Source organism: Demequina lignilytica, from assembly GCF_030418305.1.
Lineage (GTDB): Bacteria > Actinomycetota > Actinomycetes > Actinomycetales > Demequinaceae > Demequina > Demequina lignilytica.
This window is the reverse complement of sequence record NZ_JAUHPX010000004.1, coordinates 234,737-261,572: the sequence shown is the minus strand read 5'-3', so window position 1 is coordinate 261,572 and position 26,836 is coordinate 234,737. Positions and strand designations below refer to the sequence as shown.

24 protein-coding genes are annotated in these 26,836 nt (G+C 70.0%); 17 read left to right on the top strand and 7 right to left on the bottom strand.

Features of this window, described 5'->3' with window-relative positions; translation table 11 throughout:
- Positions 1-730: 730 nt before the first annotated feature.
- Together QQX10_RS08505 and QQX10_RS08500 are read right to left on the bottom strand one after the other, a co-directional pair.
- Positions 731-1,225: an LbetaH domain-containing protein gene (locus QQX10_RS08505; protein WP_301118686.1), complete on the bottom strand. Its 495-nt coding sequence runs from the start codon at positions 1,223-1,225 to the stop codon at positions 731-733.
- Entirely contained in the window at positions 1,213-2,097 is an 885-nt protein-coding gene (locus QQX10_RS08500) for a glycosyltransferase family 2 protein (RefSeq protein ID WP_301118687.1), read from the bottom strand. Before QQX10_RS08500 ends, QQX10_RS08505 begins: the two co-directional genes overlap by 13 nt.
- A 335-nt stretch (positions 2,098-2,432) precedes the next feature.
- On the opposite strand from QQX10_RS08500, the gene QQX10_RS08495 reads away from it, so the two are divergent.
- The 8 genes from QQX10_RS08495 (at position 2,433) to QQX10_RS08460 (ending at position 9,475) form a co-directional block, all read left to right on the top strand.
- Entirely contained in the window at positions 2,433-3,362 is a 930-nt protein-coding gene (locus QQX10_RS08495; RefSeq protein ID WP_301118688.1) for a nucleotidyltransferase family protein, read from the top strand.
- A 198-nt stretch (positions 3,363-3,560) separates the two neighbouring features.
- Complete coding sequence (locus tag QQX10_RS08490) at positions 3,561-5,051, top strand: tyrosine-protein kinase domain-containing protein (protein WP_301118689.1); 1,491 nt, start codon at positions 3,561-3,563, stop codon at positions 5,049-5,051.
- 1 nt (position 5,052) lies between these two features.
- A complete protein-coding gene (locus QQX10_RS08485; RefSeq protein WP_301118690.1) occupies positions 5,053-6,456 on the top strand; it encodes an arsenate reductase/protein-tyrosine-phosphatase family protein in 1,404 nt (467 codons plus the stop codon).
- Entirely contained in the window at positions 6,453-6,728 is a 276-nt protein-coding gene (locus tag QQX10_RS08480; protein ID WP_301118691.1) for a PqqD family peptide modification chaperone, read from the top strand. The genes QQX10_RS08485 and QQX10_RS08480 overlap by 4 nt, the downstream gene beginning before the upstream one ends.
- A gap of 106 nt (positions 6,729-6,834) precedes the next feature.
- Positions 6,835-7,299, top strand: a complete 465-nt coding sequence (locus QQX10_RS08475; protein WP_301144539.1) for a hypothetical protein — start codon at positions 6,835-6,837, stop codon at positions 7,297-7,299.
- A 459-nt stretch (positions 7,300-7,758) separates the two neighbouring features.
- Complete coding sequence (locus tag QQX10_RS08470; protein WP_301118693.1) at positions 7,759-8,331, top strand: hypothetical protein; 573 nt, start codon at positions 7,759-7,761, stop codon at positions 8,329-8,331.
- 236 nt (positions 8,332-8,567) lie between these two features.
- Positions 8,568-9,095, top strand: coding sequence for a hypothetical protein (locus tag QQX10_RS08465; protein ID WP_301118694.1), 528 nt, complete (start codon positions 8,568-8,570; stop codon positions 9,093-9,095).
- 35 nt (positions 9,096-9,130) lie between these two features.
- Positions 9,131-9,475 (top strand): PqqD family protein, encoded by a 345-nt coding sequence (locus tag QQX10_RS08460; RefSeq protein ID WP_301118695.1) that lies wholly within the window; start codon positions 9,131-9,133, stop codon positions 9,473-9,475.
- Here QQX10_RS08460 and metX (QQX10_RS08455) read toward each other — a convergent pair.
- Complete coding sequence (gene metX, locus QQX10_RS08455; RefSeq protein ID WP_301118696.1) at positions 9,472-10,674, bottom strand: homoserine O-acetyltransferase MetX; 1,203 nt, start codon at positions 10,672-10,674, stop codon at positions 9,472-9,474. The genes QQX10_RS08460 and metX (QQX10_RS08455) overlap by 4 nt on opposite strands.
- Entirely contained in the window at positions 10,671-12,029 is a 1,359-nt protein-coding gene (locus QQX10_RS08450) for a bifunctional o-acetylhomoserine/o-acetylserine sulfhydrylase (protein WP_301118697.1), read from the bottom strand. The genes metX (QQX10_RS08455) and QQX10_RS08450 overlap by 4 nt, the downstream gene beginning before the upstream one ends.
- A 432-nt stretch (positions 12,030-12,461) precedes the next feature.
- Between QQX10_RS08450 and QQX10_RS08445 the strand changes: the two genes are divergently transcribed.
- On the top strand, positions 12,462-13,745 hold the full coding sequence (locus QQX10_RS08445; RefSeq protein WP_301118698.1) for an S-layer homology domain-containing protein: 1,284 nt from the start codon (positions 12,462-12,464) through the stop codon (positions 13,743-13,745).
- Positions 13,746-13,767: 22 nt separating this feature from the next.
- On the opposite strand, the gene QQX10_RS08440 is transcribed toward QQX10_RS08445, so the two are convergent.
- Both QQX10_RS08440 and metX (QQX10_RS08435) read right to left on the bottom strand, forming a co-directional pair.
- A complete protein-coding gene (locus tag QQX10_RS08440) occupies positions 13,768-15,012 on the bottom strand; it encodes a glycoside hydrolase family 32 protein (RefSeq protein WP_301118699.1) in 1,245 nt (414 codons plus the stop codon).
- A 336-nt stretch (positions 15,013-15,348) separates the two neighbouring features.
- Positions 15,349-16,545 carry a homoserine O-acetyltransferase MetX gene (metX, locus tag QQX10_RS08435; RefSeq protein WP_301118700.1) on the bottom strand — a complete coding sequence of 399 codons (1,197 nt, stop codon included), beginning with the start codon at positions 16,543-16,545 and terminating at the stop codon, positions 15,349-15,351.
- A 235-nt stretch (positions 16,546-16,780) separates the two neighbouring features.
- On the opposite strand from metX (QQX10_RS08435), the gene QQX10_RS08430 reads away from it, so the two are divergent.
- On the top strand, positions 16,781-18,187 hold the full coding sequence (locus QQX10_RS08430; RefSeq protein ID WP_301118701.1) for a C40 family peptidase: 1,407 nt from the start codon (positions 16,781-16,783) through the stop codon (positions 18,185-18,187).
- A 223-nt stretch (positions 18,188-18,410) separates the two neighbouring features.
- Here QQX10_RS08430 and QQX10_RS08425 read toward each other — a convergent pair whose 3' ends face one another.
- On the bottom strand, positions 18,411-18,932 hold the full coding sequence (locus tag QQX10_RS08425) for an inorganic diphosphatase (RefSeq protein WP_301118702.1): 522 nt from the start codon (positions 18,930-18,932) through the stop codon (positions 18,411-18,413).
- A gap of 79 nt (positions 18,933-19,011) precedes the next feature.
- On the opposite strand from QQX10_RS08425, the gene dacB reads away from it, so the two are divergent.
- The 7 genes from dacB to folP all read left to right on the top strand — a co-directional run bounded on the left by dacB (position 19,012) and on the right by folP (position 26,836).
- Entirely contained in the window at positions 19,012-20,457 is a 1,446-nt protein-coding gene (gene dacB / locus QQX10_RS08420) for a D-alanyl-D-alanine carboxypeptidase/D-alanyl-D-alanine endopeptidase (protein ID WP_301118703.1), read from the top strand.
- A 7-nt stretch (positions 20,458-20,464) separates the two neighbouring features.
- Entirely contained in the window at positions 20,465-21,469 is a 1,005-nt protein-coding gene (gene tilS / locus QQX10_RS08415) for a tRNA lysidine(34) synthetase TilS (RefSeq protein ID WP_301144537.1), read from the top strand.
- 2 nt (positions 21,470-21,471) lie between these two features.
- The gene (gene hpt / locus QQX10_RS08410; protein WP_301118921.1) at positions 21,472-22,020 is read left to right on the top strand and encodes a hypoxanthine phosphoribosyltransferase; all 549 of its coding nucleotides are present in this window, start codon (positions 21,472-21,474) and stop codon (positions 22,018-22,020) included.
- Between the two features lie 308 nt (positions 22,021-22,328).
- Positions 22,329-23,162, top strand: a complete 834-nt coding sequence (locus QQX10_RS08405; RefSeq protein ID WP_301118705.1) for a type IV toxin-antitoxin system AbiEi family antitoxin domain-containing protein — start codon at positions 22,329-22,331, stop codon at positions 23,160-23,162.
- 217 nt (positions 23,163-23,379) lie between these two features.
- Positions 23,380-25,440 (top strand): ATP-dependent zinc metalloprotease FtsH, encoded by a 2,061-nt coding sequence (gene ftsH / locus QQX10_RS08400; RefSeq protein WP_301118706.1) that lies wholly within the window; start codon positions 23,380-23,382, stop codon positions 25,438-25,440.
- A gap of 4 nt (positions 25,441-25,444) precedes the next feature.
- Positions 25,445-26,011 (top strand): GTP cyclohydrolase I FolE, encoded by a 567-nt coding sequence (gene folE, locus QQX10_RS08395; RefSeq protein ID WP_301118707.1) that lies wholly within the window; start codon positions 25,445-25,447, stop codon positions 26,009-26,011.
- A gap of 6 nt (positions 26,012-26,017) precedes the next feature.
- Complete coding sequence (gene folP / locus QQX10_RS08390) at positions 26,018-26,836, top strand: dihydropteroate synthase (RefSeq protein WP_301118708.1); 819 nt, start codon at positions 26,018-26,020, stop codon at positions 26,834-26,836.

The following is a 26,836-nucleotide window of genomic DNA, read 5'->3' as shown; positions in this document are numbered from 1 at the left end:
TATTCCCCCAATCGCGCTACGCCGGCAGCGGCTCCAAGCACCACGCGGTCAGCTTGACCCTGCGCCCACGCGAGGGCAGAGTAATTCGCCATATGCCGATACTCGTGCCATCCGCTGGGATGATCAGAGGACCCCTCGCCGGCGCCGGGTGGCAAGCTAACGCGCGCTCTCGACGCGGCTCTCCACGTCCATAGCGCAAAGATCGACTCCGCGGCCACGATATGCAAAGCAAGCGGGACGAGATTCTGCATCACGATCAACAGGGGTATTGAGATCATCGCCGCAGCAACTGCGGCAACAAACTGTCCCAGCGCCAAGAGCCGCCACTGCCCGCCGACTTGCAGTTCACCGACCGGTCGAGCGGCCGCGGCGAGCGCTGTCGGTGCAAGTGCGAGCGGTAGCAGTTGCAGCGCTGTGGCCCCCGACTGTTCTTCAGTCGCCAGGAAGAGGCAGACTACGACGATTGAGAGGAGCGCGGCACCGATCGGCGGTACGGCCGATCGGTATTGGCCGAGCGCAGGTGATTTCCGCGTTATCCAAGTTGGAAGCACCTGGCGCAGGGGAGCCTCGGTAACTGCCTGAAAAGCCGTGTACGCCAACAGGACTGCGTTGTAGATGCCAACGTTCTGTGGAGTCGTGTAGGCAGCCACGACCAGCACCAGCAACGCGGAGATGCCCCGTGGGGTGACGCGTTCAAGGAAGGCCCAGACTTGCTGCACAGTTTGGTTGCCTATGTGTTCGGGGCAAATACTGTCGCCGGCGGCACATCGTTCTTGCACAACGCTAGTGCGCCCACCGTCGCGTTGGAGCCGACAACTACGTCTCCGGCAACAACGCAGTTCGGGAGGAGCGTTGCCCCTGTCTCAATAGTTGGGTAGCCGCCTCGCCCACGACCGACAGTAACTCCTTGGTAGATGCGCACGCCGTGACGCAACACAACGCCGCGCCCGATCACGATACCGGTTGGGTGCGGCAGTTCCAGTGCGCCCTCAATAACAGCGCCTTCACTGACATCGCAGCCGAACACCCGCAGCAGGTGCGATCGCGCTACGTGTCCAACCAAGCCGGTCTCGGCGCTCAGTCGCATCCAGAAGGCGGCACGCAGGCTGGAATTCGTCGCATACGCCCGGAGCCAACCTCTCTTCACGAAGTCGCTTGGATGCTTTTCGCCGAGGAACTCTTGATCGACGCCTATCTGGCGGACCGCATGGACTACACGGGCCACGGAGATGCTCCGAACATAGTTGTTCGGCCGCGGGACAGATGTTTGCCGTAGTGGCGCCGTAGCTGGAGCGACAGCTTTGGTATAAGGGACGCGAGATCATTGGCGAGACCAACAGCGTCGAGTTCGCGCTCCGTCGTTGGCTTCGCAAACTCGCGCCATCGCGGAGTGTCGCCAAAGAACCGCTCTGCGGCAGCGCTGTAACTGATGCCGAGCTGGGCTTGGCTGCGAACCCGCTCCGTGTAGCCCTCGGAGCGACTGACTTGGCTCTGCGACTGGCGGTAGGCGACCACGGGCCGTGCGACCTTGCGGATGTTCGCGCCTTGGGCGGCAAGTCGCAGCCACAGTTCGTAGTCTTGCGCAACGCGCAAATCCGAGTAGTTTCCGGCTTCGACAATCGCGGCTCGACGCATTAAAGCCGTCGGATGGGAAAAGGCCGAATGGAAGAGCAGCGCGGCTGAGGCATCGAAGGGGTTGTACGCAAATGGCGCCGAGGGCCGGAGTTGGCGAATGGAGTCTCCGAATCGGACTACAGAACCAAAAACCAGATCCGCGCCCTGGAGAGCGGGAATCTGCGCACGGAATCGCCACGGCATGCACAAGTCGTCGGCGTCCATGCTCGCAACCAGGTCACTGTCGGTGCCGGCAATCATTCGACGCCTTGCCTCGCCACCTCCGACGGAGGTCTCGGAACGCACCAGCCGAATCCTGTTGTCAGCAATTGCCTCGACACGGTCGCCCGTGCTGTCCACTGAACCGTCGTCCCAGATCAAGAGCTCCGAATCGTTGGGCATTGCGCGCAGAGTCGATCTGACTGCCGATTCGATGGTGCGAGCGGCGTTGAGCGCAGGCATCATGACGGTTAGTTTTGGCACGACGTCAATACTAGAGCCCTACCGGGATAGCACGGTGCGTGCGGCTGCGGGCTCGGGCGCTGGGACCAAGCGTTGGGCTCGAGGTTCGAACATGCGCTTGGGCGCGCACGCAGGTGTGCCGGCTCAGCGCTGAGGGCGACTGCAGACGCTGGACTGCCCCAGCGAGTGCCGCTAAGGAACCGAGACCGGGTTGTGCCAGTCAGGACGGCGGGCTCGCGCGACCACCACGCGTTCTAGACAGGCCAAATCCAAGTAGACCGGTCTAGAGCAGCGGCCCCGACACGGTGTCGGCGTCATGTCACGCCCACTGGCGCCGCGAGAGGTACATTCTCGAGGTGGCTGCCGACACGGGATTGGATTTCGAAACCGCCAAGGCACTGACCATGGCGGCCGCGGACTACCTCGCGCGCCGCGCAGGGATCCGCGTCCTTGTGATCAAGGGCGCGGCGGCGAACTTTCACGGAATCCGACCAGCCAGATTGTCAGGGGACGTGGACGTGCTTGTCGAGCCCCTTGGCTATTCCGTGCTTTGCTCGGCCCTGGAAGCGGCCGGGTGGTATCCGCGCAAGGTGTCGTCGCTCGAGGGCGTTCTCGTAACGCACTCGACGAACTTCGTTCATGACTCGTGGCCGTGCGATCTGGACGTGCATCCCAGCTATCCCGGACTGTTGGCGCCCGAAGATGAGGCATTCAATGCTCTCTGGGACCGCCGCGAGGCCATGCCAGTCGCGGGCACGAGCGTTCACATTACTGACGCTCTCGGGTCAGTCCTCGTGCAGGCGCTCCACAGCCTGCGCACGCTTTCGGAGAGCCCTCGAATCGTATCTGAGTACGAGTTTCTGGTCAGTACGGTCGTGCCAGGCCTATCGCCGCACGACCGCGAGGAGATCGTCGTACTTGCGCGCCGCACCGGCGCGGTCGATACAGCTCGACCGTTTTTCGAAGCGTCTGGGATCGAATTGCCCTGGGGGACTCTGCCCAGCCATGACCCGCTGCTCGACAACTGGCGAGAGCGAGTTGAGTCGGGCGGTTCGCGAACCTCGCAAGTCCTGCAGGCACTCAGGAAGATGCGCTGGCGCGATCGCCCGGCCCTGCTCGCTCGCGCACTTTGGCCGAGCCGGGATGACTACAGGTTGGACCATCCCGAAGCGAGTGGTAACCATGGCCCGATGGTCTGGTTGCGCCTTGTCCGTTTGGTGCGGGGAGTGGTGGACCTGCCAAGGGCGATTCGCGCAATGGTCTTGGCGCGTATGCAGGCCCGTTGAGGGAGGAATTCGAGACGGGCTAGACCTGCCGACCTCGGTCGCCCGCCAGACCTCTTCTTCGACGCGTAGCAAGCGACCGTCCGGTCGGCGCCGAATCGGTTACCGTCTGGGGCTGGGCCAGCGCGCGCCAAGACGATTCAGGCGCCGCGGCACCCTACAATTGCCGTTCAAAGCGCACGTAAGAACGCGAGGGGCGACATGGAACTACAGGACTACATACGTGTGGTTCGTGCGCATTGGATGGCGATTCTGCTGTGCACCGTACTCGGCGGTGCGCTGGCATTCGGTTGGACGCTCATGCAACCGCGGGTCTACACATCGACCGGTTCGGCGATCATCACCACGGGTTCTTCGGAGTCATTGGGTGATGCGTTGGTCGGAGACAACTACGCGAAGTCTCGAGTCAAGTCCTATCTCGACATCGCCAAGTCTCGGCAGGTTGGCGAGTACGCTGCCGCGCAGCTCGGGATCGATGCGTCACCCGACTCGCTTGTGGCTCGCGTTGCTGTTTCGAACCCGCTCGACACAGCCGTTCTCCGGGTCAGCGCAACGGGCCCTTCGCCCGAGGACGCTCGCGCACTCACCGAGGCATGGATCGCGGGTATGACCCAGGCAGTCGCGAACATCGAGACCGGTGGCGAGGGCGGCACGACGGTGGTCGAACTGCGGACCCTCGATAGCGCGGGCCTACCAGGCGCGCCGTCGAGCCCAAACACGCGCATGTCCGTCGCACTAGGCCTGCTTGTGGGTCTGGCTGCGGGAATCGGCTACGCCCTGATCAGGGCTACGATCGACCGCCGCCTTCGCTCGGCAGAGGACATCGAGCGCGAGTTCGACCTTCCCGTGGTCGGTACGCTCCCGTTCGACGACAACGTCGCGCGGCTCGGGCCAGTCCGGGCCACGTCCGATTTCGCAATGAAGGAGGCCGTCCGAGCCCTCCGCACCAACCTGATGTTCCTCGACGTGGACCACCCCCCGCGGGTGATCGTCGTGACCTCCTCACTCCCCGGCGACGGCAAGTCGACAGTGAGCTACAAGCTCGCCGAGGCGATCGCCGAGTCCGGCACCAACGTCGTGCTCATCGACGCGGATCTCCGCCGACCGATGCTTGCCAAGAACCTCGGGCTTCCCGACGGTGCAGGTCTGACCGATGTTCTCGTGGGAAGAGTCAAGGCCGAGGACGTCCTGCAGCCGTACGGTCCCACTGACAACCTCTACGTCATGGCTGCCGGCGTGATCCCGCCGAACCCTTCGGAGCTCCTCGGCTCCGGCGCCATGCGGACCCTCTTGTACAGCTTCCCCGAGGATGCGATCGTTCTGGTCGACACTCCGCCCCTCATCCCGGTGACGGACGCCGCGATCCTCACCGCGCGCACCGATGGCGCGGTCGTGGTTGCGCGTGCAGGCCGGACGACGATCGATGTCTTGGACAAGGCCCTGCAGGCGCTCGACAAGGTCAATGGGCGCGCGCTCGGCGTGATCCTGGACGCCGTGCCACGCAAGGGTGCGCACAAGGACAAGTACGCCTACGCGTACAACTACGAGTACTCCGACCCGAAGGCACCGCGCCGCGACAGCACCGCGTCGACCCCTCAGGCCCAGGAGCCGCGGACGAGCCTGCCGACGCAGGGGTGGGACAGCATCGTCCCGCCGCAGGACGCCGGCGCCAAGAAGCGCACGAAGAGCTGACATGCCCTGGGAGTCGGGGACGGCCTTCCGCGTCTTGATCGTCGATGCGGGCAACCAGGGCCGTTCCGCGGTCGGGGAGCGGCTGCTGAGACGGCACCTCGCCCTCAACGGCATCCCGGCGGATGTCATCCGCGTCACCTCGGCCGGCCTCAACGCCGACGATGGTCTGCGGATGGACGTGGGCGCGGCCGCGCAGGTCGAGCGTCTGGGCGGCAATGCCCACGGCTTCCGCACGCGATCCGTCTCTGCCGCGATGGTCGAGGCCGCGACCATGCTCATCTGCGGGACGTGGTGGGAGCGTGAAGAGCTCTGCATCCGCTATCCCCGGGCGCGCGGACGCGCGTTCACCCTCTCCGAGATCGCGCACCTCTACGAGGAGCTCGCCGTGGCCGCGCCGATCTTCGACCACCCGCGCCTGCTCGACTCGAGGCTCCGTAGCTCCGAGGTTCCGGACGACTTCGACCTCCCGCCGTGGGAGGAGTTCGAGGAGCGGATCGTCGCCGTGTGCGATGCGATCGACGAGGCTACCCGGTGGATCGCCGAGATCTGGGCATCCATGGTTCCGCACCATCCGCAGCCGAAGGCCGACGGTGAGGAGGCGGCAGAGCCCACGTGCACCCTCGACGCCTTCGGCGTCGCCGTGGCGATCACCTGTGGAGGCTCCGCGCACGAGGCCCTGTCCATCGCGGGCAAGCGCGCGTGGGGACGATGCGTGGTCGAGGACCGCGAGGCCGAGGCGGACCTGACGATCGTGGTCGACCCCGATCCCGACGTGCTCGCCGACGCACGACTCACCGGAGCGCTCGCGTACCAAGACGTCGACACTGCGCTCCACCACCTCTCATCGGCGGTGACCGTGCGGGCGATCGAGGCGCGGGTCGGACAGTTGATCATGATGCACGCCGCTGGCCTCGCCGGTCCCGACGGATCGGTGGTCGGATTCGTGGCGCCCTCCGGGACCGGCAAGACCACGCTGTCCCGGACGTTAGGCGCCCACTACGGCTACGTGACCGATGAGACTCTTGCGGTCGCGCCCGACCTCACGGTCTTGCCGTACGCCAAGCCGCTCTCGGTCATCGATGCGCTCACGCATGTGAAGGAGCAGTGGGGAGCGGACTCGCTTGACCTCGCTCCACTGCCCGATGCGCCCCTGCGCCTCACGCGGCTGGTGATCCTCGACCGACGCGAGAACGGCCCGTCGACGCCGGTGCTGACCCGGCTCGGGCATCTTGAGGGGATCGCGATGCTCGCCGAGCAGCTCTCCTACCTCAGCAAGATCCCGGGGCAGCTGCATGCGCTCTCGGATCTGGTCGATGCGGTCGGCGGGCTCTCCCTGCTCACCTATCGCGACGTGAAGACCGTCCTTCCCCTCATGCCCGTCCTCCTCGCCGGGAGCCGCCGATGATTCCCGATGATGCGCTTGTCACGGCGACGTGGGACGACCTGATCGAGCGGGACGGCCAGGCGCTTGCGCTTTCGGGGAACGATGTCTCGCTGCTGTCAGAGCTTGCGACCGCCGCGGTGCTGTTCTGCGCCGAGGGGGATGCGACCGTCTCTGCGATCGCCGCACACCTAGAAGAGTTGTTCGGCGCGCCCGAGGGCGCCGATACGAGCGCTGCGGTCAGAGAGGTTCTGACAACGCTTCAGAATCGTGGCGTCGTGTCGATAACTGGATAGGACGCCCGTTCAACTTGTGACGCTTGTCACATGGTCAATTGGTCTCTACCCTTGGACCAACTGGCCGGCAGCTGAGGGGCAGCCGCACACCCGACGGAGGAGCGACATGACCGAGCAGAGCACTGGCGTCTCACGTAGGCGCGTGATTCAGGGAGCCGCTTGGGCGACGCCCGCGATCCTTGTCGCGTCGGCGGCTCCGGCGCTCGCTGCCTCCGGGGATGCGCCGAGCGTGAATCTGGGTGGGTCCGCGTCCCACAACGGCACCTCGATCGCCTACTCGATCAGCGTCGCTGTCGGCGGGCCTGTCGACTCCTACCTCGACACGGGGTTCACGCTGACCTTCAATCTGCCCCGCTCGGGCGGTACCTGGGGGACGACTCCCGCAGGATGGTCGCGCTCGGGGAACGTCTTCACGTACCTCGGCGGCAGGGTGTCGGCTTCCACGGTGACGCTGTCCCTCAGCCACAACTGGAATAACGGCTCCGGTCTCCAGGGCTCGACGACCGCAGTGTCGCTGTCGGGCCAGTCCGGCTTCGGCGCGGTGTCTCAGAGCCGTAGCTACCTCGCATAGACCGGGCCTGCGCGGCCTCATGTTTCGCGCGGGTGAATTCTCGGCGAAACCCTGCCCCATGTCCGAAATGTCCGGTTAGAGTGCCACGTGTATCAGTGCGAGACACGGGGGCGCTCTCATGGGATATCGACACGCGCGACGCAAGCATTCGCTCGATAAGCCGTGGATCGCTCGGGACCACGCGGGGGCGCCCGGCTGGGCGATCATCGTCGTCGCCATGATTCTGGTCACCGTGGCGATACTCGCAATGTTCCCTCCTGCGGCGCCTGAGCCGACGTTCGGCGCCCCGGAGGTCTCGGTGCGCGGCCTGGGCCCCTGGCGTTAGGGCGTCCGCGCAGATTCGGACATCTCGCCACATAGCGGAACACTTGCGCGATTTGGCTCGTCAACCAGGGACGATGCGGCTACTCTGGCGCCGGGTGCCCGCTGAGGGGTAGCCCCAAGCTGAGGAGTCCCCCCTTGACTGAGAACACTGTCGCGCGTTCGCGCGCGCACTCGCACATCTCGCGCCGCCGCGTCGTCCAGGGCGCCGCATGGTCGGTGCCTGCGGTGCTCGTCGCCACGGCTGCCCCGGCCTTCGCCGGGTCGGACCCGAACGCGTACCCGATCCTGCTCCAGACCAACACCGGTTATGTGCCGAACCCGGGTGAGAGCCAGCAGCACATCGAGCTCACGCTGCAGCGCCAGGACAACAACAGCACGCATGACATCCAGATCGTCAGCGTCAGCGTGTACTTCACGCAGGACAACAACGGGCAGTTCAAGGAGTCGCTCGGTGTCTCCAACGACACCAGCACCTGGACCTACAACGCCGGTGCGTCGACCATGCCGACGACGGTCGGCGGTTCGGGCATCGCGGTCTTCAACCCGGTCGGCGGTCCGCTTGTGCTCTCCGGTTCCAGCGCCACCACGCTCGACTTCAACATCAACCGCTTCGAGAGCATCGAGAAGATCGTCATCGAGGCGTACACGGGACCGAGCTGGAGCGTGAATGCCGGCTACGAGGTTGTTCCCGTCAAGCTCAAGAAGTAGTTTCTGCGCTTCAAGCGCCCGCGGATGCTCTGAGCGCCGCGGGCGTTTGCATGTGAGAGGGCCTCGTCGCGCGGCGCCTTCCGATGTGTCCGTATCGCCCCTGATTCTCCCGGGTGAGACGTTCAGCACTCGCGCTGGAATCTCATGTCCATGACGCGGTAATTTCCATCCGTCAGGCACGATGACGGCCCGGTGCCTGAGGGGGCGCCTGGCCCGACGACTGGGGGAGGCGCCCGATGGACGCATATCTGACGCAGGGTCAGGCACGACGGATGGCGGCGACCGACTCCGACCCGTGGCGCGAGCCCGTGGCCGCCGCGGTCACCGCGCCGGACATCGCCGCCTCGGCACCCATCGGCCAGCTGCACCTGTCCGACATCGCCGCGATGGAGGCCGCCGGCGACGGCGCCGCCGCCCTGCTGCTACGCGCGAGCGTCCTGCACGAGTCGGCCGACGGCTCGCCCATCCGCGGCGCGATCCTCACGCTCGACGCGCCCGGCGTCTGGTTCGACTCCGACCCGTTCTGGCACCAGCTCGACCGCGGCGCCGAGGAGGGCTGGAGCCTCGCAGTCGACGCCGGCGCCGGTCGCGCGACCTTCACCTTCGCGGGCATCCTCGGCCACGGCGGCAGCACCGGCATCACGGCGCGGCTTGGCATCGAGCCGGGCACCCGGATCGCCGGGCGCGAGATCGTGCTCACCGCCGCGGTGCACGGCACCGGGGCCGACCATGCGCCCACCGTCCAGCGCGTCACCGTCGCCTGACAGGTTCCTCCGCCCGGATCGGGCAGGATGAAGCCATGAGCACGCCGTCCCCGCTGGCCCGTCACGAGGGCCTCGCCGAGGTCACCTCCGAGGACCGGGCGACGGTGCTGAACCTGCCCCGCCTCGAGGAGCAGCAGGTGCCCTACATCTTCGAGGGGACCGCCTTCGAGATCTGGATCCGCATCGACGGCACGCGCACGGAGCAGGAGATCGTCGACGAGCTCGCCGAGGTATACGAGGCGCTCGCCGAGGAGATCGCTCCCCAGGTGCGCGACTTCGTCGCCCAGCTCCTCGAGCTCCGCCTCGTGGTGGACAGCGCTGCTGTGGACGGCGCGGCTGCGGATGGCGCCGCAGCGGACGGCGGCGAGACGGCCCCTTAGGCCGCCGCGCCCACCGCGACCCTGTCCAACAACCCCGCCACCGCATCGTTCAGCCCCGACTCGGGCACCAGGAAGCCGTCGTGGCCGATCTCGCTGTGCAGCACCACCAGCTCCGCGCGCGGCAGCGCGCCCGCGAGCCGCTCCGCATCGGACAGCGGGAAGAGCCGGTCGGAGTCGATCGCGACCACCAGCGCCTCGCCCTCGTAGCGCGACAGCGCGGCCTCGACGCCGCCGCGACCCCGGCCCACGTCGTGCGTGTTGATCGCGTGCAGCATCCGCAGGTAGGCGTTCGCGTCGAAGCGGCGCGCGAGCTTGTCGGCGTGGTGATCAAGGTAGCTCTCGACCGCGAAGAAGCCCTCCGGGCGCAGCGGGTCCCCGTCCTGGACGGAGCGCCCGAAGCGCTCGTTGAGCTCCGGCGCGCTCCTGTAGGTCGTGTGCGCGATCACCCGCGCCAGCCCGAGGCCGTGGTGCGGGCCCTCGCCGTCGGGCCGGTCGTAGTAGTCGCCGCCGTGGAAACCCGGGTCCAGCCGAATGGCCGCCGCCTGCGCCGCGTGCCAGGAGATCTGGTCGGCCGTGGTGGCAGCCGTGGTGCCGATCGCGCCGATCGCCCGCACCCGCTCCGGGAACGTCGCCGCCCACTCGACCGCGCGCATCCCGCCCATCGACGGCCCGATGACCAGCGCCCAGACGTCGACACCCAGCAGGTCGGCCAGCCGCGCCTCCGCGACCACCTGGTCGTGCAGCGTGACGTACGGGAACGACGAGCCCCACGGCCGCCCGTCCTCCGGGTGCGGATGCGCCGGCCCGGTCGAGCCCTGGCATCCGCCGACCACGTTCGCGCTCACCACGAAGTACCGGTCGGTGTCGATCACCTTGCCCGGCCCGACCAGGTCCTCCCACCAGCCACCGGTGAGATGCCCCGGCCCGGCCGCGCCCACCACGTGGCTGTCGCCCGTGAACGCGTGCGCCACGTAGACGGCGTTGTCGCGCGCCTCGTTGAGCTCGCCCCACGTCTCGTACGCGAGCGTCACGTCGAGCTCGCCGCGCGGGTCGCCCTCCAGCGGGATGACCCCCACGTGCGCGAACCTGCGCTGCCCCGGGTGGTCGCCCGGGCGCCAGGCGGACGATGCGGGGATCGGGCGGTGCCCGTCCCTCGCCTCGCCCGCCGGCGCCCAGGCGGTGTCGACGTGGTCGGTCACGCGGGCACCGTCTCTGCCACGGCATCGTCCTGGCGTGCCACGACGGCCGCCGCGGCCTCGAAGCCGAGCGCGAGGTCGCCCAGGATGTCGTCGATGTTCTCGATGCCCACCGCGAGGCGCACCAGGCCCGGGGAGACGCCGGTCGACGCCTGCTGCGTCTCATTGAGCTGCGAGTGCGTGGTGGTCGCCGGGTGGATCGCGAGCGAGCGGACGTCGCCGATGTTCGCCACCAGGGAGTGCAGCTGCAGCGCGTCGACGAACGCCTGGCCCGCCTCCTTGCCGCCCACGATCTCGAAGGCGAGGACGCTTCCGCCGCCCTTCGGGGCGTACTTGCGCTGCAGGTGGTTCCACCGGGACGAGGCGAGGCCCGAGTACGCGACCGACGTCACCTGGGCGTGGCCCTCGAGGAAGTCGGCGACCTGCTTCGCGTTCTCGACGTGACGCTCCACGCGCAGGCTGAGGGTCTCGATGCCCTGCGCGATGAGGAACGCGTTGAACGGGCTGATCGCGGCGCCGGTGTCGCGCAGCAGCTGCACGCGGGCCTTGAGGATGAAGGCGAGGTTCACCCCGAAGATGCCGTCCGGGCCCAGGTCGCGGGCGTACACGAGCCCGTTGTAGCTCGGGTCGGGCGTGTTGTAGTTCGGGAAGCGCTCGGGGTGCGCGCCGAAGTCGAACGAGCCGCCGTCCACGATCACGCCGCCGATGGCCGTGCCGTGCCCGCCGAGGTACTTGGTGGCCGAGTGGGTGACGATGTCCGCGCCCCACTTGAGCGGGTTGATCAGGTAGGGGCTCGCGACGGTGTTGTCGACGATCAGCGGGACGCCGACCTCGTGGGCCACGGCCGCGACGGCCTCGATGTCGAGCAGGTCCTGCTTCGGGTTCGAGATCGACTCCCCGAAGAACGCCTTGGTGTTGGGGCGGACCGCGTCCCGCCAGCTCTGCGGGTCGTCGGGGTTTTCGACGAAGGTCACCTCGATGCCGTACTTGGGCAGCGTGTACTCGAAGAGGTTGTAGGTGCCGCCGTACAGGGAGGGGGAGGAGACGATGTGGTCGCCGGCCTCCGCGATGTTCTGGATCGCGAGGGTGTTCGCGGCGCTGCCGCTGGCCACGAGCAGTGCGCCCACGCCGCCCTCGAGCGCCGCGACGCGGTCCTCGACGGCCTGCTGGGTGGGGTTGCCGATGCGCGTGTAGATCGGGCCGAGCTCCGCCAGCGCGAAGCGGGCCGCGGCCTGCGTGGTGTCCTCGAAGACGAAGGACGTGGTCTGGTAGATCGGGAGGGCGCGGGCGCCGGTGGCGCCGTCGGGGGTCTGGCCGGCGTGGATCTGCTTGGTCTCGAAGGCCCAGTCGTTGCTCATGGTGATTCTGCTCCTGAAGGTCGTGTGGATTCGCATGGAGGTGGTGGCGTGATGCCAGAACTGCTGCGGATCCGCGCCTCCGGGCGTGGTGTCACCGACCGTCGGGCGTGCAAGCGCGCCGACCGTCCGCGACCCCGGAGGGCGCGGTGCGACACGAGAGCGTGGCCCGTGGGTGATGGGTTCCTGGCCTGCGTCCGCTCCTGATCAAGAGTTCGCGGCCGGCGCCCTCACGGGCGCACGACGAACGTGCGCTTCGGTCAGCGGCACATTCGACGGAACATGGGGAGGACTGTACGGCGTCATGTCGCGGATGCGCAACCCGGCTCCCTGATGCATCGCTTGCGCGCGGCGTCCGGCACCGGGTGCCGCAGGCTGTACGATCCCCCTGCACGCGCGGCACGGATGCCGCGCCACACTGAGGGGGATCTCAGCATGTCCGCTGCACCTGCGCGCGCGCTCCGCCGCGCCGCCGCCACCGCCGCGCTCGCGGCGATCGGCGCATCGTTCCTGGTAGCCGCGCCTGCCCAGGCCGTCACCTACTCCATCTCGGGGACCGTCTCGGTCCCCGACGGCGCGCCCGCCGGCTGGCTGGGCATGGCGTACGTGGTCGCGATCGGCGACGACGTCGAGTACGTCGACGTGGACCCGGTGACCGGGGCGTACACGATCGACCTGCCGGCGGGTGGCGACTACATGGTCGCGGTGGCCGCCGAGGACCCGGCCGGCATCGAGATCCCGAACCTGATCCCCGAGTACTGGCCCGGCACCTGGTACGCCGACGAGGCCGAGACCGTGACGGTCGCCGGCGCGGTGACCGGCATCGACATCGACCTCGACTACGGCGAGACCCTCTACGGCACCGTCACGCTCTCCGACGGCGGGAACGCCGAGGGCGCGGTCGTGCTGGCCGAGGGCTACGACGGCGAGATCGTCGGCGCCGCGAGCACCGACGAGGACGGCTACTGGTACATGACCGCCATGGTGCCCGAGGAGGTGGTGGTGAGCGCCACCTGGCTCGACGTCTACAGCGACGAGACCACCTACACCTCGGAGTACTTCCTCGACGCGTTCCGACCCGAGCACGCCGTGGTGCTGGACCTCGGCGGCTTCTACCAGACCGACCTGTGGTTCACGCTCGACCGCATCCCCATGTTCTGGGACGCCTACGACGGCGAGTTCTACCCGGAGGTCGAGTTCCTGGCGTCCGCAGGCATCACCACGGGCTGGAAGCTCAAGGACGGCACCTACGAGTACCGCCCCCTGTCGACCGTCAAGCGCGACGCGATGGCGGCCTTCCTCTACCGGCTCGCCGGGGTGACGGGCTACACGCCGCCGAAGAAGTCCCCGTTCATCGACGTGCCGACCACGCACCCCTTCTACAAGGAGATCGCCTGGCTGGCGCAGTCCGAGGTCACGCGCGGCTGGACCACGTCGAAGGGGACCGAGTTCCGCCCCTCGTCCGAGATCGGCCGCGACGCGATGGCCGCGTTCCTCTACCGATTCGCGGGGGTGTCGGGCTACACGGCGCCGTCGAAGTCCGCGTTCGTCGACGTCCCGAAGACGCACCAGTTCTACACGGAGATCTCGTGGCTCGCGCAGACCGGCGTGACGCGGGGCTGGAGCACGTCCTCGGGCCAGAAGTTCAAGCCGGCCTCCGCGATCAAGCGCGACGCGATGGCGGCGTTCCTCTACCGCTTCGCGATGCTCGACAGCTGAGCCGCTCGCCACGGGCGCGGTGCTACGGGAGCCTGAGCTCCCGCGGTGCCGCGCCCGTGGCGTGCCAGGACCACGCCTCGCCCGCGGCGGGGTAGGCGCGCAGCGTGGTCGACCCGTCGGGGCCGAACGCCTCGACGATCGACCCGTCGACCCAGACCTCGGCGGGCCCGTCGCCCGCAGCGACGTCGCGCTCGCCGTCGGGTCCCGCGAGCGACAGGCGCCACGGCCCCGTGGCGGTCGCCATCCAGGCCGGATCGACGATGCGCGTGCCGCCCTCCGGCGCCGGCGCGCCGACGGCGTCTCCCGCCAGGGCACGGGCCTCGGGGACGATGCGCAGGCGGGCGAGGCCCGCATCGTCCAGCGCCACCTCGCGCGGGAGGGTCATGGTGCCCGCCCAGCCCGAGGCGTCGATCTCCTCCGGGGTTCGCGCGCCCGGGCCGGTGCCCTCGTCGGACCAGCCGAACACGACGGCGCGGGCGCCCACCTGCGCCGCCTGCGGCGCATAGAAGTCCGGTCCGTGGTCGAGCGTCACGCCGGTGCGCGGCTCGAAGCGGTGGCCGCCCTGGTCCGCGACCAGGTCTCCCGCGTACGCGACCGCTCCGCGCGGCCCGTTGTCGAGGTACGCCCACGACACCACCAGCACCCAGGTCTCGCCCACCCGCACCAGCTGCGGGCACTCCCAGATCTGGCCGCGGCTCGGCAGCGGGTCCGGCACATCGGCGGCGGCGAGCAGGACGCCCAGCGGCTCCCAGCGGTCGAACTCCGCGACCTCGAAGAGCAGCGCCGCGCCACGGCCGTCGCGGCCGCAGCCCTGGAGCCCGAGCCTGCGGCCCTCGTGGTGGAACAGGAACGGGTCGCGGATGTGCTCGAAGGGGCGGTCAGCGGACTGCGGCAGGATCATGGCGTCCGGCTGCGCGTAGGTGCCGTCGCCGCGGTCGCGGGCGATCGCCACGCCCGCCTCCTCGGGACCGCGCGGCGTCGCGCTGTAGACCAGGCACCTGACCCCCGCATCGTCCACCGTCGCCACCCCGGACCAGCAGCCGCCCGCGTCGATGGTGCCGGGCCGCGGCGTCAGCGCGGCGGGGTGCTCCTCCCAGGTGACCAGGTCCGGCGAGCTGAGGTGCGCCCAGTGGATGTCCCCCCAGCGGGCGCTGCCCGGGTTCCACTGCATCATCACGTGCCAGCGGCCGTCCCAGAAGCCGATGCCGTTCGGGTCGTTGACCCAGCCCGTCGCGGGGCGCGGGTGCAGGCGGGGGTACGGGTCCATGCGTCCATCCTCGCGCGGCCCGGCGTGGGGCGCGCATCGTCGCGCTGACATATCCGACATAGCCGCACAATCCCTGGCAGATCATGCCGGTGCCCCCATAAATGGGGGCATGCGCGCCCGGGTGCCGGTCGGTACGGTCGACCCGGACGCTGAGGGGGCCCGGATGGCCCGTAGGGGGGACCATGACGGTCGCGGGTTGGATGAAGTGGCGGTGACGGCGGGCTGAGCCCGTCGCCTGAAGCGAACAGTGGCGAGGTCGCGGTGGTCTGGGGGGACACCGCGGCCTCGCTTCATGTCCCGGGGGTGCCCCGGGGGCTTGCCGGGGGTGGCGGGCGCCTAGAGCGAGCGCTCGAACTCGTCCATGAAGGCGATCATCTGCGCGGCCTCGACCAGGAAGCCGTCGTGGCCCACGGGGGAGTGGACCACCTTGATGCCGTCCGAGCCGGACAGCGCCGCGTCGAGGCGCTGCGAGTTCTGCATCGGGTACAGGCGGTCGGAGTCGATCGCGATCACCAGGGCGGGGCCCGTGTACCGCGCGAGCGCGGTCTCGACGCCGCCGCGGCCGCGGCCCACGTCGTGCGACTGGATCGCCTGCGCCAGGCGGATGTAGGTGTTGGCGTCGAAGCGGCGCGCGAGCTTGCGCGCGTGGTGCTCGAGGTAGCTCTGCACCGCGAACAGGCCGCCCTTGCCCAGCGGGTCGGAGTCGCCCTGGTAGCTGCGGTCGAAGCGCTCGTTGAGCTCGCCGGCGCTGCGGTACGTGGTGTGCGCGATCATGCGCGCGATGCCCATGCCGACGTGCGGGCCGTCGCCGTCGGCGGCGTCGTAGTAGTCGCCGTCGCGGTACCGCGGGTCGGCCTGGATGGCCGCGACCTGGGCGGTCGACCAGGCGATCTGGTCCGCGGTGGTCGCTCCGGTCGAGCCCACCGGGGAGATCGCGCCCACGCGCTCGGGGACCATCGACACCCACTCGAGCGCGCGCATGCCGCCCATGCTGGGGCCGGTCATCAGCCGCCACCGGTCGATCTCGAGGAAGTCCATCAGGGCGATCTCCGCCCGGGCCATGTCGCGCATCGTCACGTAGGGGAAGCGGCTGCCCCACGGGCGGCCGTCCTCGGGGTGCGGCGACGCGGGGCCGGTGCTGCCCTGGCACCCGCCGACGACGTTCGCGCAGACGATGAAGTGCTTGGCCGGGTCGATCGGCTTTCCCGGGCCGACCATCGCGTTCCACCAGCCGCCGGTGTGATGGCCGGGCTCCGCGGGACCGAAGACGTGGCTGTCGCCCGTGAGCGCGTGCGCGATGTAGACGGCGTTGTCCTTGGCCTGGTTGAGCGTGCCCCAGGTCTCGTATGCAAGGACGGTGTCCGGGAGGGTGCCGAGCGGGTCGGCCTCGAGGTCCAGGTCGCCGAGCGGGAAGAAGAGGCGGCGTCCCGGGTGGTCGCCCTCGCGCCAGGCGGCGCTCGCGGGGATCGGCGCGCCGGGGCCGGGGCCCTGATCCGCGGCGAGCGCGTCGGTCTCGATGCCGTCGTCATCCATGCTCCGAAGCCTAGGGGGTCGGCGGTGGGCCGGCTGTTGTGAGAACCGAGGAGGACTGAGTGTCCCGTAGGAGACATTCCTGCCGATAAAGAAGGAGTGAGTGTCCCGAGCGGGTGGGGCGGGGCGGCTGCGGTCGCGCTGGTGTGAGGGAGGGAACACACTGGTGACAGATAGCCCCTGGTCCGTCTAGCATTCACCTGGGACTGATGTGACAGATGTGACAAAGGTGGTTGAAGTGACTGGCGCAGGCAAGAGGGTGCTCGCGCTCCTCGCCATGTTCGGGGTGGCCGCGGGAGTGGTCATCGCGGGCCCGCCGCAGCACGCCGTCGCGGAGGACTACCCCGGTCAGGCCGAGATCGACGCCGCCCGCGCGGCCGCCAACGACCTCGCCGCCGGCATCGACGAGCTCGACAACGCGATCGCCGCGCTCGCGGACGCCCGCGACAAGGCCACCGCCAACGCCCTGCTCGCCGCGGAGAACTACTCGCAGGCGGCCGACGCCTCCGACCAGGCGCAGACCACCCTCGAGGCCGCGAACCAGCGCGCCGCCGATGCGGAGGTCGCGCTCGCCGAGGCCCGCGCCCAGCTCGCCTCGATCGCGCAGGCCGCATACCGCGGCTCGGGCGGGCTGGCGGAGCTCGGCGCCGTGGTCGGCGCGGAGACCGTCGACCAGGCCGTGGTCCGCTCCGAGGCGATGACCCGCTCGTCCGAGGAGTCCGACATCCTGGTCCAGCGCGTCAAGGCGGCCGAGCTGGTCGCCTCCACCATGCGCACCTACGCCGAGGAGGCCGCCGTCGAGGCCGTCGCCGCGGCGGAGGAGGCCGAGGCCGCCCTCGCCGAGGCGCAGGACGCGCAGGCCCACGCCGAGGAGGCCGTCGCGCTCGCCGAGGAGGCCCGCGTCGACGCGGTCGCGCGCCTGGCCGAGCTGCGCGGCGTCACCATCGAGCTCGAGCAGCAGCGCCAGGCCGGCCTCGAGGCCGACCGCCAGCGCGCCGCGCAGGAGGCGGCCGAGCGCGCCCAGGCCGAGGCCGAGGCCGAGTACGAGGCGTCCCGTCCCTCCACCACCTCGGCCCCCGCGGCGACCACCTCGACGCCGCGGCCCACGACCTCCAGCCCGGCCGCGACCACCGCGGCCCCGCAGCCGACCACCACCACGCCCGCGCCGGCGCAGACCACCACCGCACCGGAGCCCGAGGAGACGGCGACCACGCCGGCACCGAAGCCCACGACCAACGTGCCGGGCACCAGCACCGCCCAGTCGACCGCCGCGCAGGGTCAGATCGCGGCCGACCACGCCGTCACCCTGGTGGGTAAGGCGTACGGCCTGGGTATGTCGGGTCCGGACCAGTACGACTGCTCCGGCGTCACCTCGGAGGCGTGGTCCGTGGCGGGTCAGTGGATCACGCGCTCCTCGCGCAGCCAGTACGCCGCCACCAAGCACCTGCCGTACTCGCAGCTGCGTCCCGGCGACCTGGTGTTCTACGCGACCAACACCTCGGACCCGTCGACGATCTTCCACGTCGCGATCTACATCGGCGACGGCCAGGTCATGGAGGCCGTGAACTACTCGAAGCCCGCGGGCATCCGCTCGCTGTACTCGTGGATGACGTCGAACATGATGCCGTACATCGGCCGCCCCTGAGGCTGCCCCCGACACGCCCCTGCGCCTCGCGCCCGCCCGCCTTCACGTTGCTCCGCACGGATCCGTGGGCGACACGCCGGCGCGAGCTCCTGCATCGTCCCGTCGCGCCGGCGTGGCGCCGGTCAAACCGTGCGGAGCAATCTGCGGCGCTGGCGGGAGACGCAGAAAGACCCGGACCGCCTCCATGCGATCCGGGCCTTCCGCTCGTGGTGAGTCGGCGCGCTCAGTGTTCCGCGGGCATCAGCGGGTTGAGGCTCGCGAACGAGGTGCCCTTGGCGCGCTCGAACGAGTCGCGGATCTCGTCCTCCGCCTCCTCGCGCGACACCCAGTGGGCGCCCTCGACCGACTTGCCGGGCTCGAGGTCCTTGTAGACCTCGAAGAAGTGCTGGACCTCGAGGCGGTGGAAGTCCGAGACGTCCGTCAGCTCCTGGCGCCAGGTCTGACGCTGGTCGCCCACGGGGACGCAGAGGACCTTGTCGTCGCCGCCGGCCTCGTCGCGCATGCGGAACATGCCCAGCGCGCGGCAGCGGATCTGGCAGCCGGGGAACGTCGGCTCCTCGAGCAGCACCAGCGCGTCGAGCGGGTCGCCGTCCTCACCGAGCGTGCCGTCGATGAAGCCGTAGTCGTCCGGGTAGCGGGTCGAGGTGAAGAGCATGCGGTCCAGCCGGATGCGGCCGGTCTCGTGATCCACCTCATACTTGTTCCGCGAGCCCTTGGGGATCTCGATGGTGACGTCGAATTCCATTCGGTGTCCTTTTTAGGGGTAGGTCGAAGGTCCGGGTCTCGGTCCTGGGTCTAGTGTGGCGCATGTTCGGAGGTCGTGGGTGCGGGTTCGGCTGGTTGGAGCGGTCACAGGTGCCGTCGCGCTGCTCGCGGGGGGCTACCTGTGGGCCGATGCGGCCGATCTGGTGCCCGGCTGGCTCACCCTCGCACCCGTCGAGGAGCCCCAGCCGCCGTTCATCACGGCGGCGCCGGTGACCGTCGCATCGTCCTCCCCGCTGCCCGTCACGGCGCTGGACCCGGACGCGCCGCGCCCCTCCGCGGCGGTGGTGCAGGCGCTCGCCCAGGCGGTCCGCGACGACGCGCGCACCGGCGACTCCACCAACGTCGCCGTGGTCGACTACCTCGACGGCACGGTCTACGCCGACCTGTCCGCCGCCGACCCGCAGGTCCCCGCCTCGACCACCAAGCTGCTCACGGTGGTCGCCGCGGTCTCCGCGCTCGGGGACGAGGCGACGCTCACCACCCGCGTCCTCTGGGACGCCGGCGCCGCGACGCTCACGCTGGTCGCCGGGGGCGACGAGATGCTCGCGGCCGGGTACGGGCACGGCGGGGCCGAGGTCGAGGCGGGCACGGACCCGGCGAACGGGTGGGCCGGCATCGCCGATCTCGCCGACCAGGTGGCCGCGGCGCTGGACGATGCGGGGGTGACCGGCGACGTGGCCGTCGCCGTCGACGACTCCGCCTTCGAGGGTCCCGCCTGGCCCGAGGAGTGGCCCGACTACGCGCGCAACCGCGGCTACGCCGCGGCCGTGACCGGCCTCGCCGTCGACATCGCCCGCATCCGCACCGAGGACAACGCGGACGCCGAGTACACGGCGCGCTACGACGACCCGTCGGTCAACGCGGGCGAGGTGCTCGCCGCGGCGCTGGCGGACCGGGGAGTGGCGGTCGCCGACGAGGTGACCCGGGCCGCCGCCGGCTCCGGCGCCGTCGAGGTCGCCACCGTCGAGTCCGCTCCGCTGTCGGAGATCGCCCGTCACCTGCTCGCGGTGTCCGACAACACGGTCGCCGAGTCCCTCGCGCGGGTGCTCGCGATCGAGACCGGGCTGCCCGGCGACCCCGAGGGTGCCGCGACCGCGACCCGACGCGCGCTGAAGGCCATCGGCGTCGACATCACGGGGATCGAGCTGCACGACGGCGCGGGCTTCTCCGAGCACAACCAGATCTCCCCGGCGACCCTCGCATCGTCCCTCCTGGCCGCCCGCGACGTGCCCGCGCTCGACGACCTGATGTCCTGGCTGCCCCTGTCCGGGCTCGAGGGGACGGTCGAGACGCGGTACGTCGACACCCCAGTCGCGGGGTACTTCCGCGCCAAGACCGGATCGCTCACCGGCGTCACCACGATCGCCGGGGTGATCGTCACCGCGGAGGGGCGGCCGCTCGCGGTCGCGATCCTCGCGGACGGGATGCCGTACGGCCAGACCCGGCCCAAGGCGGCGTTCGATGAGTTCCTCACGGCGCTGGCAGAATGTGGCTGTGAGGGATGAGTCGGGCGTGAGCGGACCTCATCCTGCCGTCGCCGCGTGCCGCGTGGCGGTGCGCGACGCCCTCGGCGACCTCGAGCTCGGCACCCGGATCTGGGTGGCCTGCTCGGGCGGCCCCGACTCGCTCGCGCTGGCCGCCGCCGCGTCCTACGTGGGCCGCAAGCACGGCTACCTGGTGGGCGCGATCATCGTCGATCACGGGCTGCAGCCCGACTCCGCGGTGGTGGCCGAGCGGGCCGCGCACCAGGTGCGCCGCGCCGGCATCCACACCGTGCACATCGAGAAGGTGATCGTGGGACGCTCGGGTGGCCAGGAGGCCGCCGCGCGGGAGGCCCGGTACACGGCGCTCGAGGCGCGCATCGACCGCGAGGGCGGGCTCGCGCCGCTGCTGCTCACCGGGCACACCATGGACGACCAGGCCGAGACCGTCCTGCTCGCCCTCGCCCGCGGCTCCGGCGCCCGCGCGCTGTCGGGGATCCCGGCGCGACGGGGGCGCATCGTCCGTCCCTTCCTCAACGTGCGGCGCAAGGACACGATGATGGCGTGCGAGGCGCTCGGCCTCGACCCGTGGCACGACCCGACCAACACGATCGAGGACGGCCCGCGCCGCTCCGCGCTGCGGTCGAAGGTGATGCCCGCGATGATCGAGGTGCTCGGGCCGGGCGTGGTGTCGGGGCTGGCGCGCTCGGCTGCGCTGCTGCAGGCCGACGCCGACGAGCTCGACCGCCAGGCGCGCTCCGCGATGGGCACCTCCGTGTCGACCGTGCGGTCCGACGAGTGGCGCTGCGACATGCTCGCTGCCCTCCCCGACGCGATCCGCACCCGCATGCTGAAGATGCTCGCGGAGAACCGCGGCGCCGGCCCGCTGACCGCCACCCACGTCGCGGCGCTCGACTCGCTGGTGACGGCGTGGAAGGGGCAGGGTGCGATCTCGCTGCCCGGAGGCTTCGAGGCCCGGCGCGAATATGGCAGGCTGGTCATCAGCCACCCGTCCGAAGAGGAGCGACGTCCGTGACCATGCAGTACGACATGACCGACTTCTCGAAGGTGCTCGTCAGCGAGAACGACATCGGCCGCAAGCTCGACGAGATGGCCGACGCCATCCGCCGCGACTACGAGGGCCAGGACCTGCTGCTCGTGGGCGTGCTCAAGGGCGCCGTGATGGTGATGGCGGACCTCGCGCGCCGCATGCCGCCGCAGGTGCAGATGGACTGGATGGCCGTCTCCTCCTACGGGTCCGGCACCAAGTCGTCGGGCGTGGTGCGGATCCTCAAGGACCTGGACGCGGACCTCACGGGGCGTCACGTGCTGATCGTCGAGGACATCATCGACTCCGGCGTCACGCTGTCCTGGCTGCTGGGCAACCTGCGGGCCCGCGGCGCGGCCTCTGTCGAGGTGGCGGCGCTGCTGCGCAAGCCCAAGGCGGCGGTGGTGGACGTGCCGGTCAAGTACATCGGCTTCGACATCCCCAACGACTTCGTGGTCGGCTACGGGCTGGACTACGCGGAGAACTACCGGACGCTGCCGTTCGTGGCGATCCTGGACCCGAAGGTCTACGAGGGCTGAGCTTCCCCCGCCTTCCCCTCTGGACACTCCGCACGGAGCTGGTCCCGGGTCTGCGGCGTGTCGGGCCGTCTGTGGCTCCGCCCCCCCAGAGTTGCTCCGCACGGATCTGGGAGTGAAACGCCGGTGCGCGGCCCCGATCGGCTCGGCTTCACCGGCGTGTCAACCACGAATCCGTGCGCAGCAAGCTGGGGGAGGCGGGTTGCGGCGGGGTCGCTCGCGATGTCCCCAGCCGTGGGCGGAATCGACCGGTGTCCGCGTGAGCCGCTGCTGCAACGCGCACGGGTCGGAGCTGATCACACGATCGCGCTATGGACGCTCTCCGTGCGCTCGCCGACGCCGGGGGCGTTGCGCGCTACAAGGAGCTTCGTGACGCCGGTGTCCCGCAGAGCGCGATGGCGCTCGCGATCGCTGAGGGCACGGTGGTGCGACCACATCGCGGGTGCTACGCGCTGGCCAGCACCCCGTGGCCGGATGTCGTCGCGACCATCTTCCGGGGTCAACCGGCGTGCGTGACCGTCCTCGAGACCTTGGGTCTCCCGGTGGTGCCGGGCGCCCTGAAGCCTCACATCGAGGTGCCCTCCAACCGGAGCCTGGGTCGACCGGGAATCCGCGACCTCGAACTCGCGAGCGTCCACCACACGGAGGACGTCGCGGATGCTCGTCGCCCACTGCTGCGCGCGCTCGATGCGTCGTGGCGGTGCATCGGACGGAACGGGCAGCTTGCTGCCATGGACGCGGCCCTTCGCCTCGGGCTGATGCGGCGAGACGAGGTCCTCGACTTCACGTCGACCCCCCGCCAGATCCGCGAGTGGCTCCGGCGTCACGGTGACCCGCTCAGCGAGTCGCCGATGGAGAGCTTCACCCGTGCGGCCATGATCGACGCGGGGGTGCCGTTCGTGCCACAGGTGGAGATCGCCGGCGTGGGACGGGTCGACTTCGTGGTCGCGAACTGCTGCGTCGTCGAATGCGATGGGTTCGCCTATCACTCGGACCGCGAGAGGTTCGAGGAGGACCGGCGCCGGAGCAATGCGCTCACCACCCTGGGAATCCCGCACCTTCGGTATGCCTACAGCCACGTCATGCGCACACCCGAAGAGATCATCGCGGACGTGCGCGCGCTCATCTGGCGCGCCACGGGCTGAACGTCGCGGCGCATCGTCCCACTCAGCATCGTCGCCCGCCGCGTTGCTCCGCACGGAACTGATCGCGACGCGCCGGCGTTCGGACCGGTATGGCCTCGAATCCCCGGCGTGGCGCCGGCCAATCCGTGCGGAGCAATCTGAGAGGGGGCGGCAGGCAGAACGCCCATAGCGAAACCTTTACTTGCGCCCGGAACCACCGCGTAGAGTCGGTGCCACGATGAAGAACGTCCTCAATCTCCGCCTCATCCTGTCCTACGTGCTGGTGGCGCTCGTGCTCGGCTTCGCCGTGTCGTACCTGTTCCGCCCCAGCACCGAGCGTGTCGACACCTCCGAGGGTCTCGCCATGCTCGAGGCCGGCGTGGTCGAGCAGGTCAAGATCGTCGACGGCGATCAGCGCGTCCAGCTCACCCTCGCGGACCCCGAGACCTTCCCGGACGATGCTCCGGAGGCGTGGGACGAGATGGGAGGCACGGTCGAGTTCTTCTACGTCGCGCCTCAGGGCGAGACGATCGTCGCCGCGGTCACCGCCGCCGACCCCGAGCAGGGCTACGACTCCGAGGTCCCGAAGACCAGCATCTGGATGACGCTGCTGCTCAGCTTCCTCCCGATCCTGATCATCCTGGGACTGTTCTGGTTCCTCATGTCGAGCATGCAGGGCGGCGCGGGCGGCGGCCGCCTCATGAGCTTCGGCAAGTCGAAGGCGTCGCTGGTGACGCCCGACACCCCGACCGTGAAGTTCGACGACGTCGCCGGCGTCGACGAGGCCGTCGAGGAGCTCAAGGAGATCGAGGAGTTCCTCGAGAACCCCGCGAAGTTCCAGGCCGTGGGCGCGAAGATCCCCAAGGGCGTGCTGCTCTACGGCCCGCCCGGCACCGGCAAGACCCTGCTCGCGCGCGCCGTCGCGGGCGAGGCGGGCGTGCCCTTCTTCAGCATCTCCGGCTCCGACTTCGTCGAGATGTTCGTCGGCGTCGGCGCGAGCCGTGTCCGCGACCTGTTCGAGCAGGCGAAGAAGAACAGCCCCGCGATCATCTTCGTCGACGAGATCGACGCCGTCGGCCGCCACCGCGGCGCCGGTATGGGCGGCGGCCACGACGAGCGCGAGCAGACCCTCAACCAGATGCTGGTCGAGATGGACGGCTTCGACGCCCACACCAACATCATCATGATCGCGGCGACCAACCGCCCCGACATCCTCGACCCCGCGCTGCTGCGCCCGGGCCGCTTCGACCGCCAGGTCGGCGTCGACGCCCCCGACCTCAAGGGCCGCGTCAAGGTCCTCGAGGTCCACGCCAAGGGCAAGCCGATCTCCCCGGAGGTCGACCTCGACGCACTCGCGCGCCGGACCCCCGGCTTCACCGGCGCCGACCTCGCGAACGTCCTCAACGAGGCCGCCCTGCTCACGGCCCGCCGCGAGAAGCAGCTAATCGGCCCCGACGAGATGGACGAGGCGATCGACCGCGTCATCGCCGGCCCGCAGAAGCGCACCCGCGTCATGAACGACCACGACAAGCGCGTCACCGCCTACCACGAGGGCGGCCACGCCCTGGTGGCCGCCGCGATGCGCCACACGGACCCGGTCACCAAGGTCACGATCCTGCCCCGCGGCCGCGCGCTCGGCTACACGATGGTGATGCCGCAGGAGGACCGCTACTCCAAGACCCGCAACCAGCTGCTCGACAACCTCGCGTACGCGATGGGCGGCCGGATCGCGGAGGAGCTCGTGTTCGGCGACCCGTCGACGGGCGCCTCCAACGACATCCAGAAGGCGACCGAGATCGCCAAGCAGATGGTCACCGAGTTCGGCATGTCGACGCGGATCGGCTCGGTCCGCCTCGCGGGCAGCTCCGGCGAGGTGTTCCTCGGCCGCGACATGGGCCATGGCCGCGACTTCTCCGAGACCGTCGCGTCCACCGTGGACCAGGAGGTCCGCGCGCTGATGGACAACGCGATGGCCGAGGCGACGCTGGCGCTCGCGACCAACCGGCACATCCTGGACCGCCTCGCGGTCGAGCTGCTCGAGAAGGAGACGCTCGGCGAGGAGGAGCTGGCCGCGATCTTCGCGGACGTCGACCGCATCGCGCCGCGTCAGGACTGGATCTCCGGCACCTGGATCGACACGGTGGGCGAGGACGCCCGACGCCCCGCGGTCGAGACGCCCCCGAGCGCCTCGGTCGAGCCGCGGGACGATGCGGGGCAGGGCGATGCCCCGGCCCCCGCCGAGGGCGCCGAGGAGGAGTCCCACACCGCCCCGGCGCTGGTCGAGCCCAAGGACGAGTAGCGCGATGGCCGTCGACAAGGCGCGCATCGAGGCCGCCGTCCGCGAGATCCTGAGCGCGGTGGGGGAGGACCCCGACCGCGACGGGCTGGCGGACACCCCCGCCCGCGTGGCGCGCGCGTACGAGGAGTTCTTCGCCGGCCTCCACCAGGACCCCGCCGACGTGCTCAACGCCGTCTTCGAGCTGGGCCACGAGGAGATGATCCTGGTCAAGGACATCGAGCTGTACTCGATGTGCGAGCACCACCTGGTGCCCTTCCACGGCGTCGCCCACGTGGGCTACATCCCCGGCGCCGACGGCCGCATCACCGGACTGAGCAAGTTGGCTCGCTTGGTTGACGTGTTCGCCAAGCGCCCGCAGGTCCAGGAGCGGCTCACCACGCAGGTCGCGGACGCGCTGGTCGACGATCTGGGCGCGCGCGGCGTGATCGTCGTGGTCGAGGCCGAGCACCTGTGCATGTCGATGCGCGGCATCCGCAAGCCCGGCTCCCGCACCGTCACCTCCGCCGTGCGCGGCGTCATGCGCGACGGCGCCACCCGCGCCGAGGCGATGAGCCTCATCCTCGGCAGGTAGGCCGCGATGACCCTGGTGATGGGCATCCTCAACGTCACGCCCGACAGCTTCAGCGACGGCGGCCGCTTCGCCCGGGTGGACGATGCGGTGGCCCAGGGCGTCGCCCTGGTCGCCGGCGGTGCCGACCTGGTCGACGTGGGCGGCGAGTCCACGCGCCCCGGCGCTGCCCCGGTGACGCCGGAGGAGGAGCGCGCCCGCGTGATCCCGGTGATCCGCGAGCTCGCGGACCGCGGGATCGTCACCAGCATCGACACCATGCACGCGGCGACGGCCCGCGCGGCGGTCGAGGCGGGCGCCAGCCTCGTCAACGACGTCTCCGGCGGCCTCGCGGACGCCGCGATGGCGGCCACCGTCGCGGATCTCGAGGTCGACTTCATCTGCATGCACTGGCGCGCGCACTCGCCGGACATGGACGCGCTCGACCGCTACGACGACGTGGTCGCGGAGGTCCGCGACGAGCTCGCCGCCCGCGTCGACGCCCTGGTGGCCGCCGGCGTCGGCGAGCAGCGCATCGTCCTGGACCCGGGCCTGGGCTTCAGCAAGGTGACCGACTCGAACTGGCCCCTGCTCGCCCGCGTCGACGACTGGTCGCGCGGTCACCGCGTGCTGATCGGCGCGAGCCGCAAGCGGTTCCTGGGCGCAGCGATCGCCCGCGACGGCGTCGACGCCGCCGACCCCGCCGTCCGCGAGCACGCCACCACCGCCGTCACCGCCCTCGCCGCCCGCGCCGGCGCCTGGGCGGTCAGGGTCCACGACGCGACCGCCGCCGCCGACGCGGTCCGGGTCGTGTCCGCTTGGAATAACGCCGCGCGCCGGGAAGGATGA

Coding starts and splice junctions, on each gene's coding strand:
- QQX10_RS08450 (WP_301118697.1), bottom strand. CDS start 12,029: ATGAGCAACGACTGGGCCTTCGAGACCAAGCAGATCCACGCCGGCCAG.
- QQX10_RS08490 (WP_301118689.1), top strand. CDS start 3,561: ATGGAACTACAGGACTACATACGTGTGGTTCGTGCGCATTGGATGGCG.
- QQX10_RS08485 (WP_301118690.1), top strand. CDS start 5,053: ATGCCCTGGGAGTCGGGGACGGCCTTCCGCGTCTTGATCGTCGATGCG.
- QQX10_RS08460 (WP_301118695.1), top strand. CDS start 9,131: ATGAGCACGCCGTCCCCGCTGGCCCGTCACGAGGGCCTCGCCGAGGTC.
- QQX10_RS08475 (WP_301144539.1), top strand. CDS start 6,835: ATGACCGAGCAGAGCACTGGCGTCTCACGTAGGCGCGTGATTCAGGGA.
- metX (WP_301118700.1), bottom strand. CDS start 16,545: ATGGATGACGACGGCATCGAGACCGACGCGCTCGCCGCGGATCAGGGC.
- folP (WP_301118708.1), top strand. CDS start 26,018: ATGACCCTGGTGATGGGCATCCTCAACGTCACGCCCGACAGCTTCAGC.
- QQX10_RS08480 (WP_301118691.1), top strand. CDS start 6,453: ATGATTCCCGATGATGCGCTTGTCACGGCGACGTGGGACGACCTGATC.
- hpt (WP_301118921.1), top strand. CDS start 21,472: ATGCAGTACGACATGACCGACTTCTCGAAGGTGCTCGTCAGCGAGAAC.
- ftsH (WP_301118706.1), top strand. CDS start 23,380: ATGAAGAACGTCCTCAATCTCCGCCTCATCCTGTCCTACGTGCTGGTG.
- folE (WP_301118707.1), top strand. CDS start 25,445: ATGGCCGTCGACAAGGCGCGCATCGAGGCCGCCGTCCGCGAGATCCTG.
- QQX10_RS08445 (WP_301118698.1), top strand. CDS start 12,462: ATGTCCGCTGCACCTGCGCGCGCGCTCCGCCGCGCCGCCGCCACCGCC.
- QQX10_RS08405 (WP_301118705.1), top strand. CDS start 22,329: ATGGACGCTCTCCGTGCGCTCGCCGACGCCGGGGGCGTTGCGCGCTAC.
- QQX10_RS08425 (WP_301118702.1), bottom strand. CDS start 18,932: ATGGAATTCGACGTCACCATCGAGATCCCCAAGGGCTCGCGGAACAAG.
- QQX10_RS08465 (WP_301118694.1), top strand. CDS start 8,568: ATGGACGCATATCTGACGCAGGGTCAGGCACGACGGATGGCGGCGACC.
- QQX10_RS08440 (WP_301118699.1), bottom strand. CDS start 15,012: ATGGACCCGTACCCCCGCCTGCACCCGCGCCCCGCGACGGGCTGGGTC.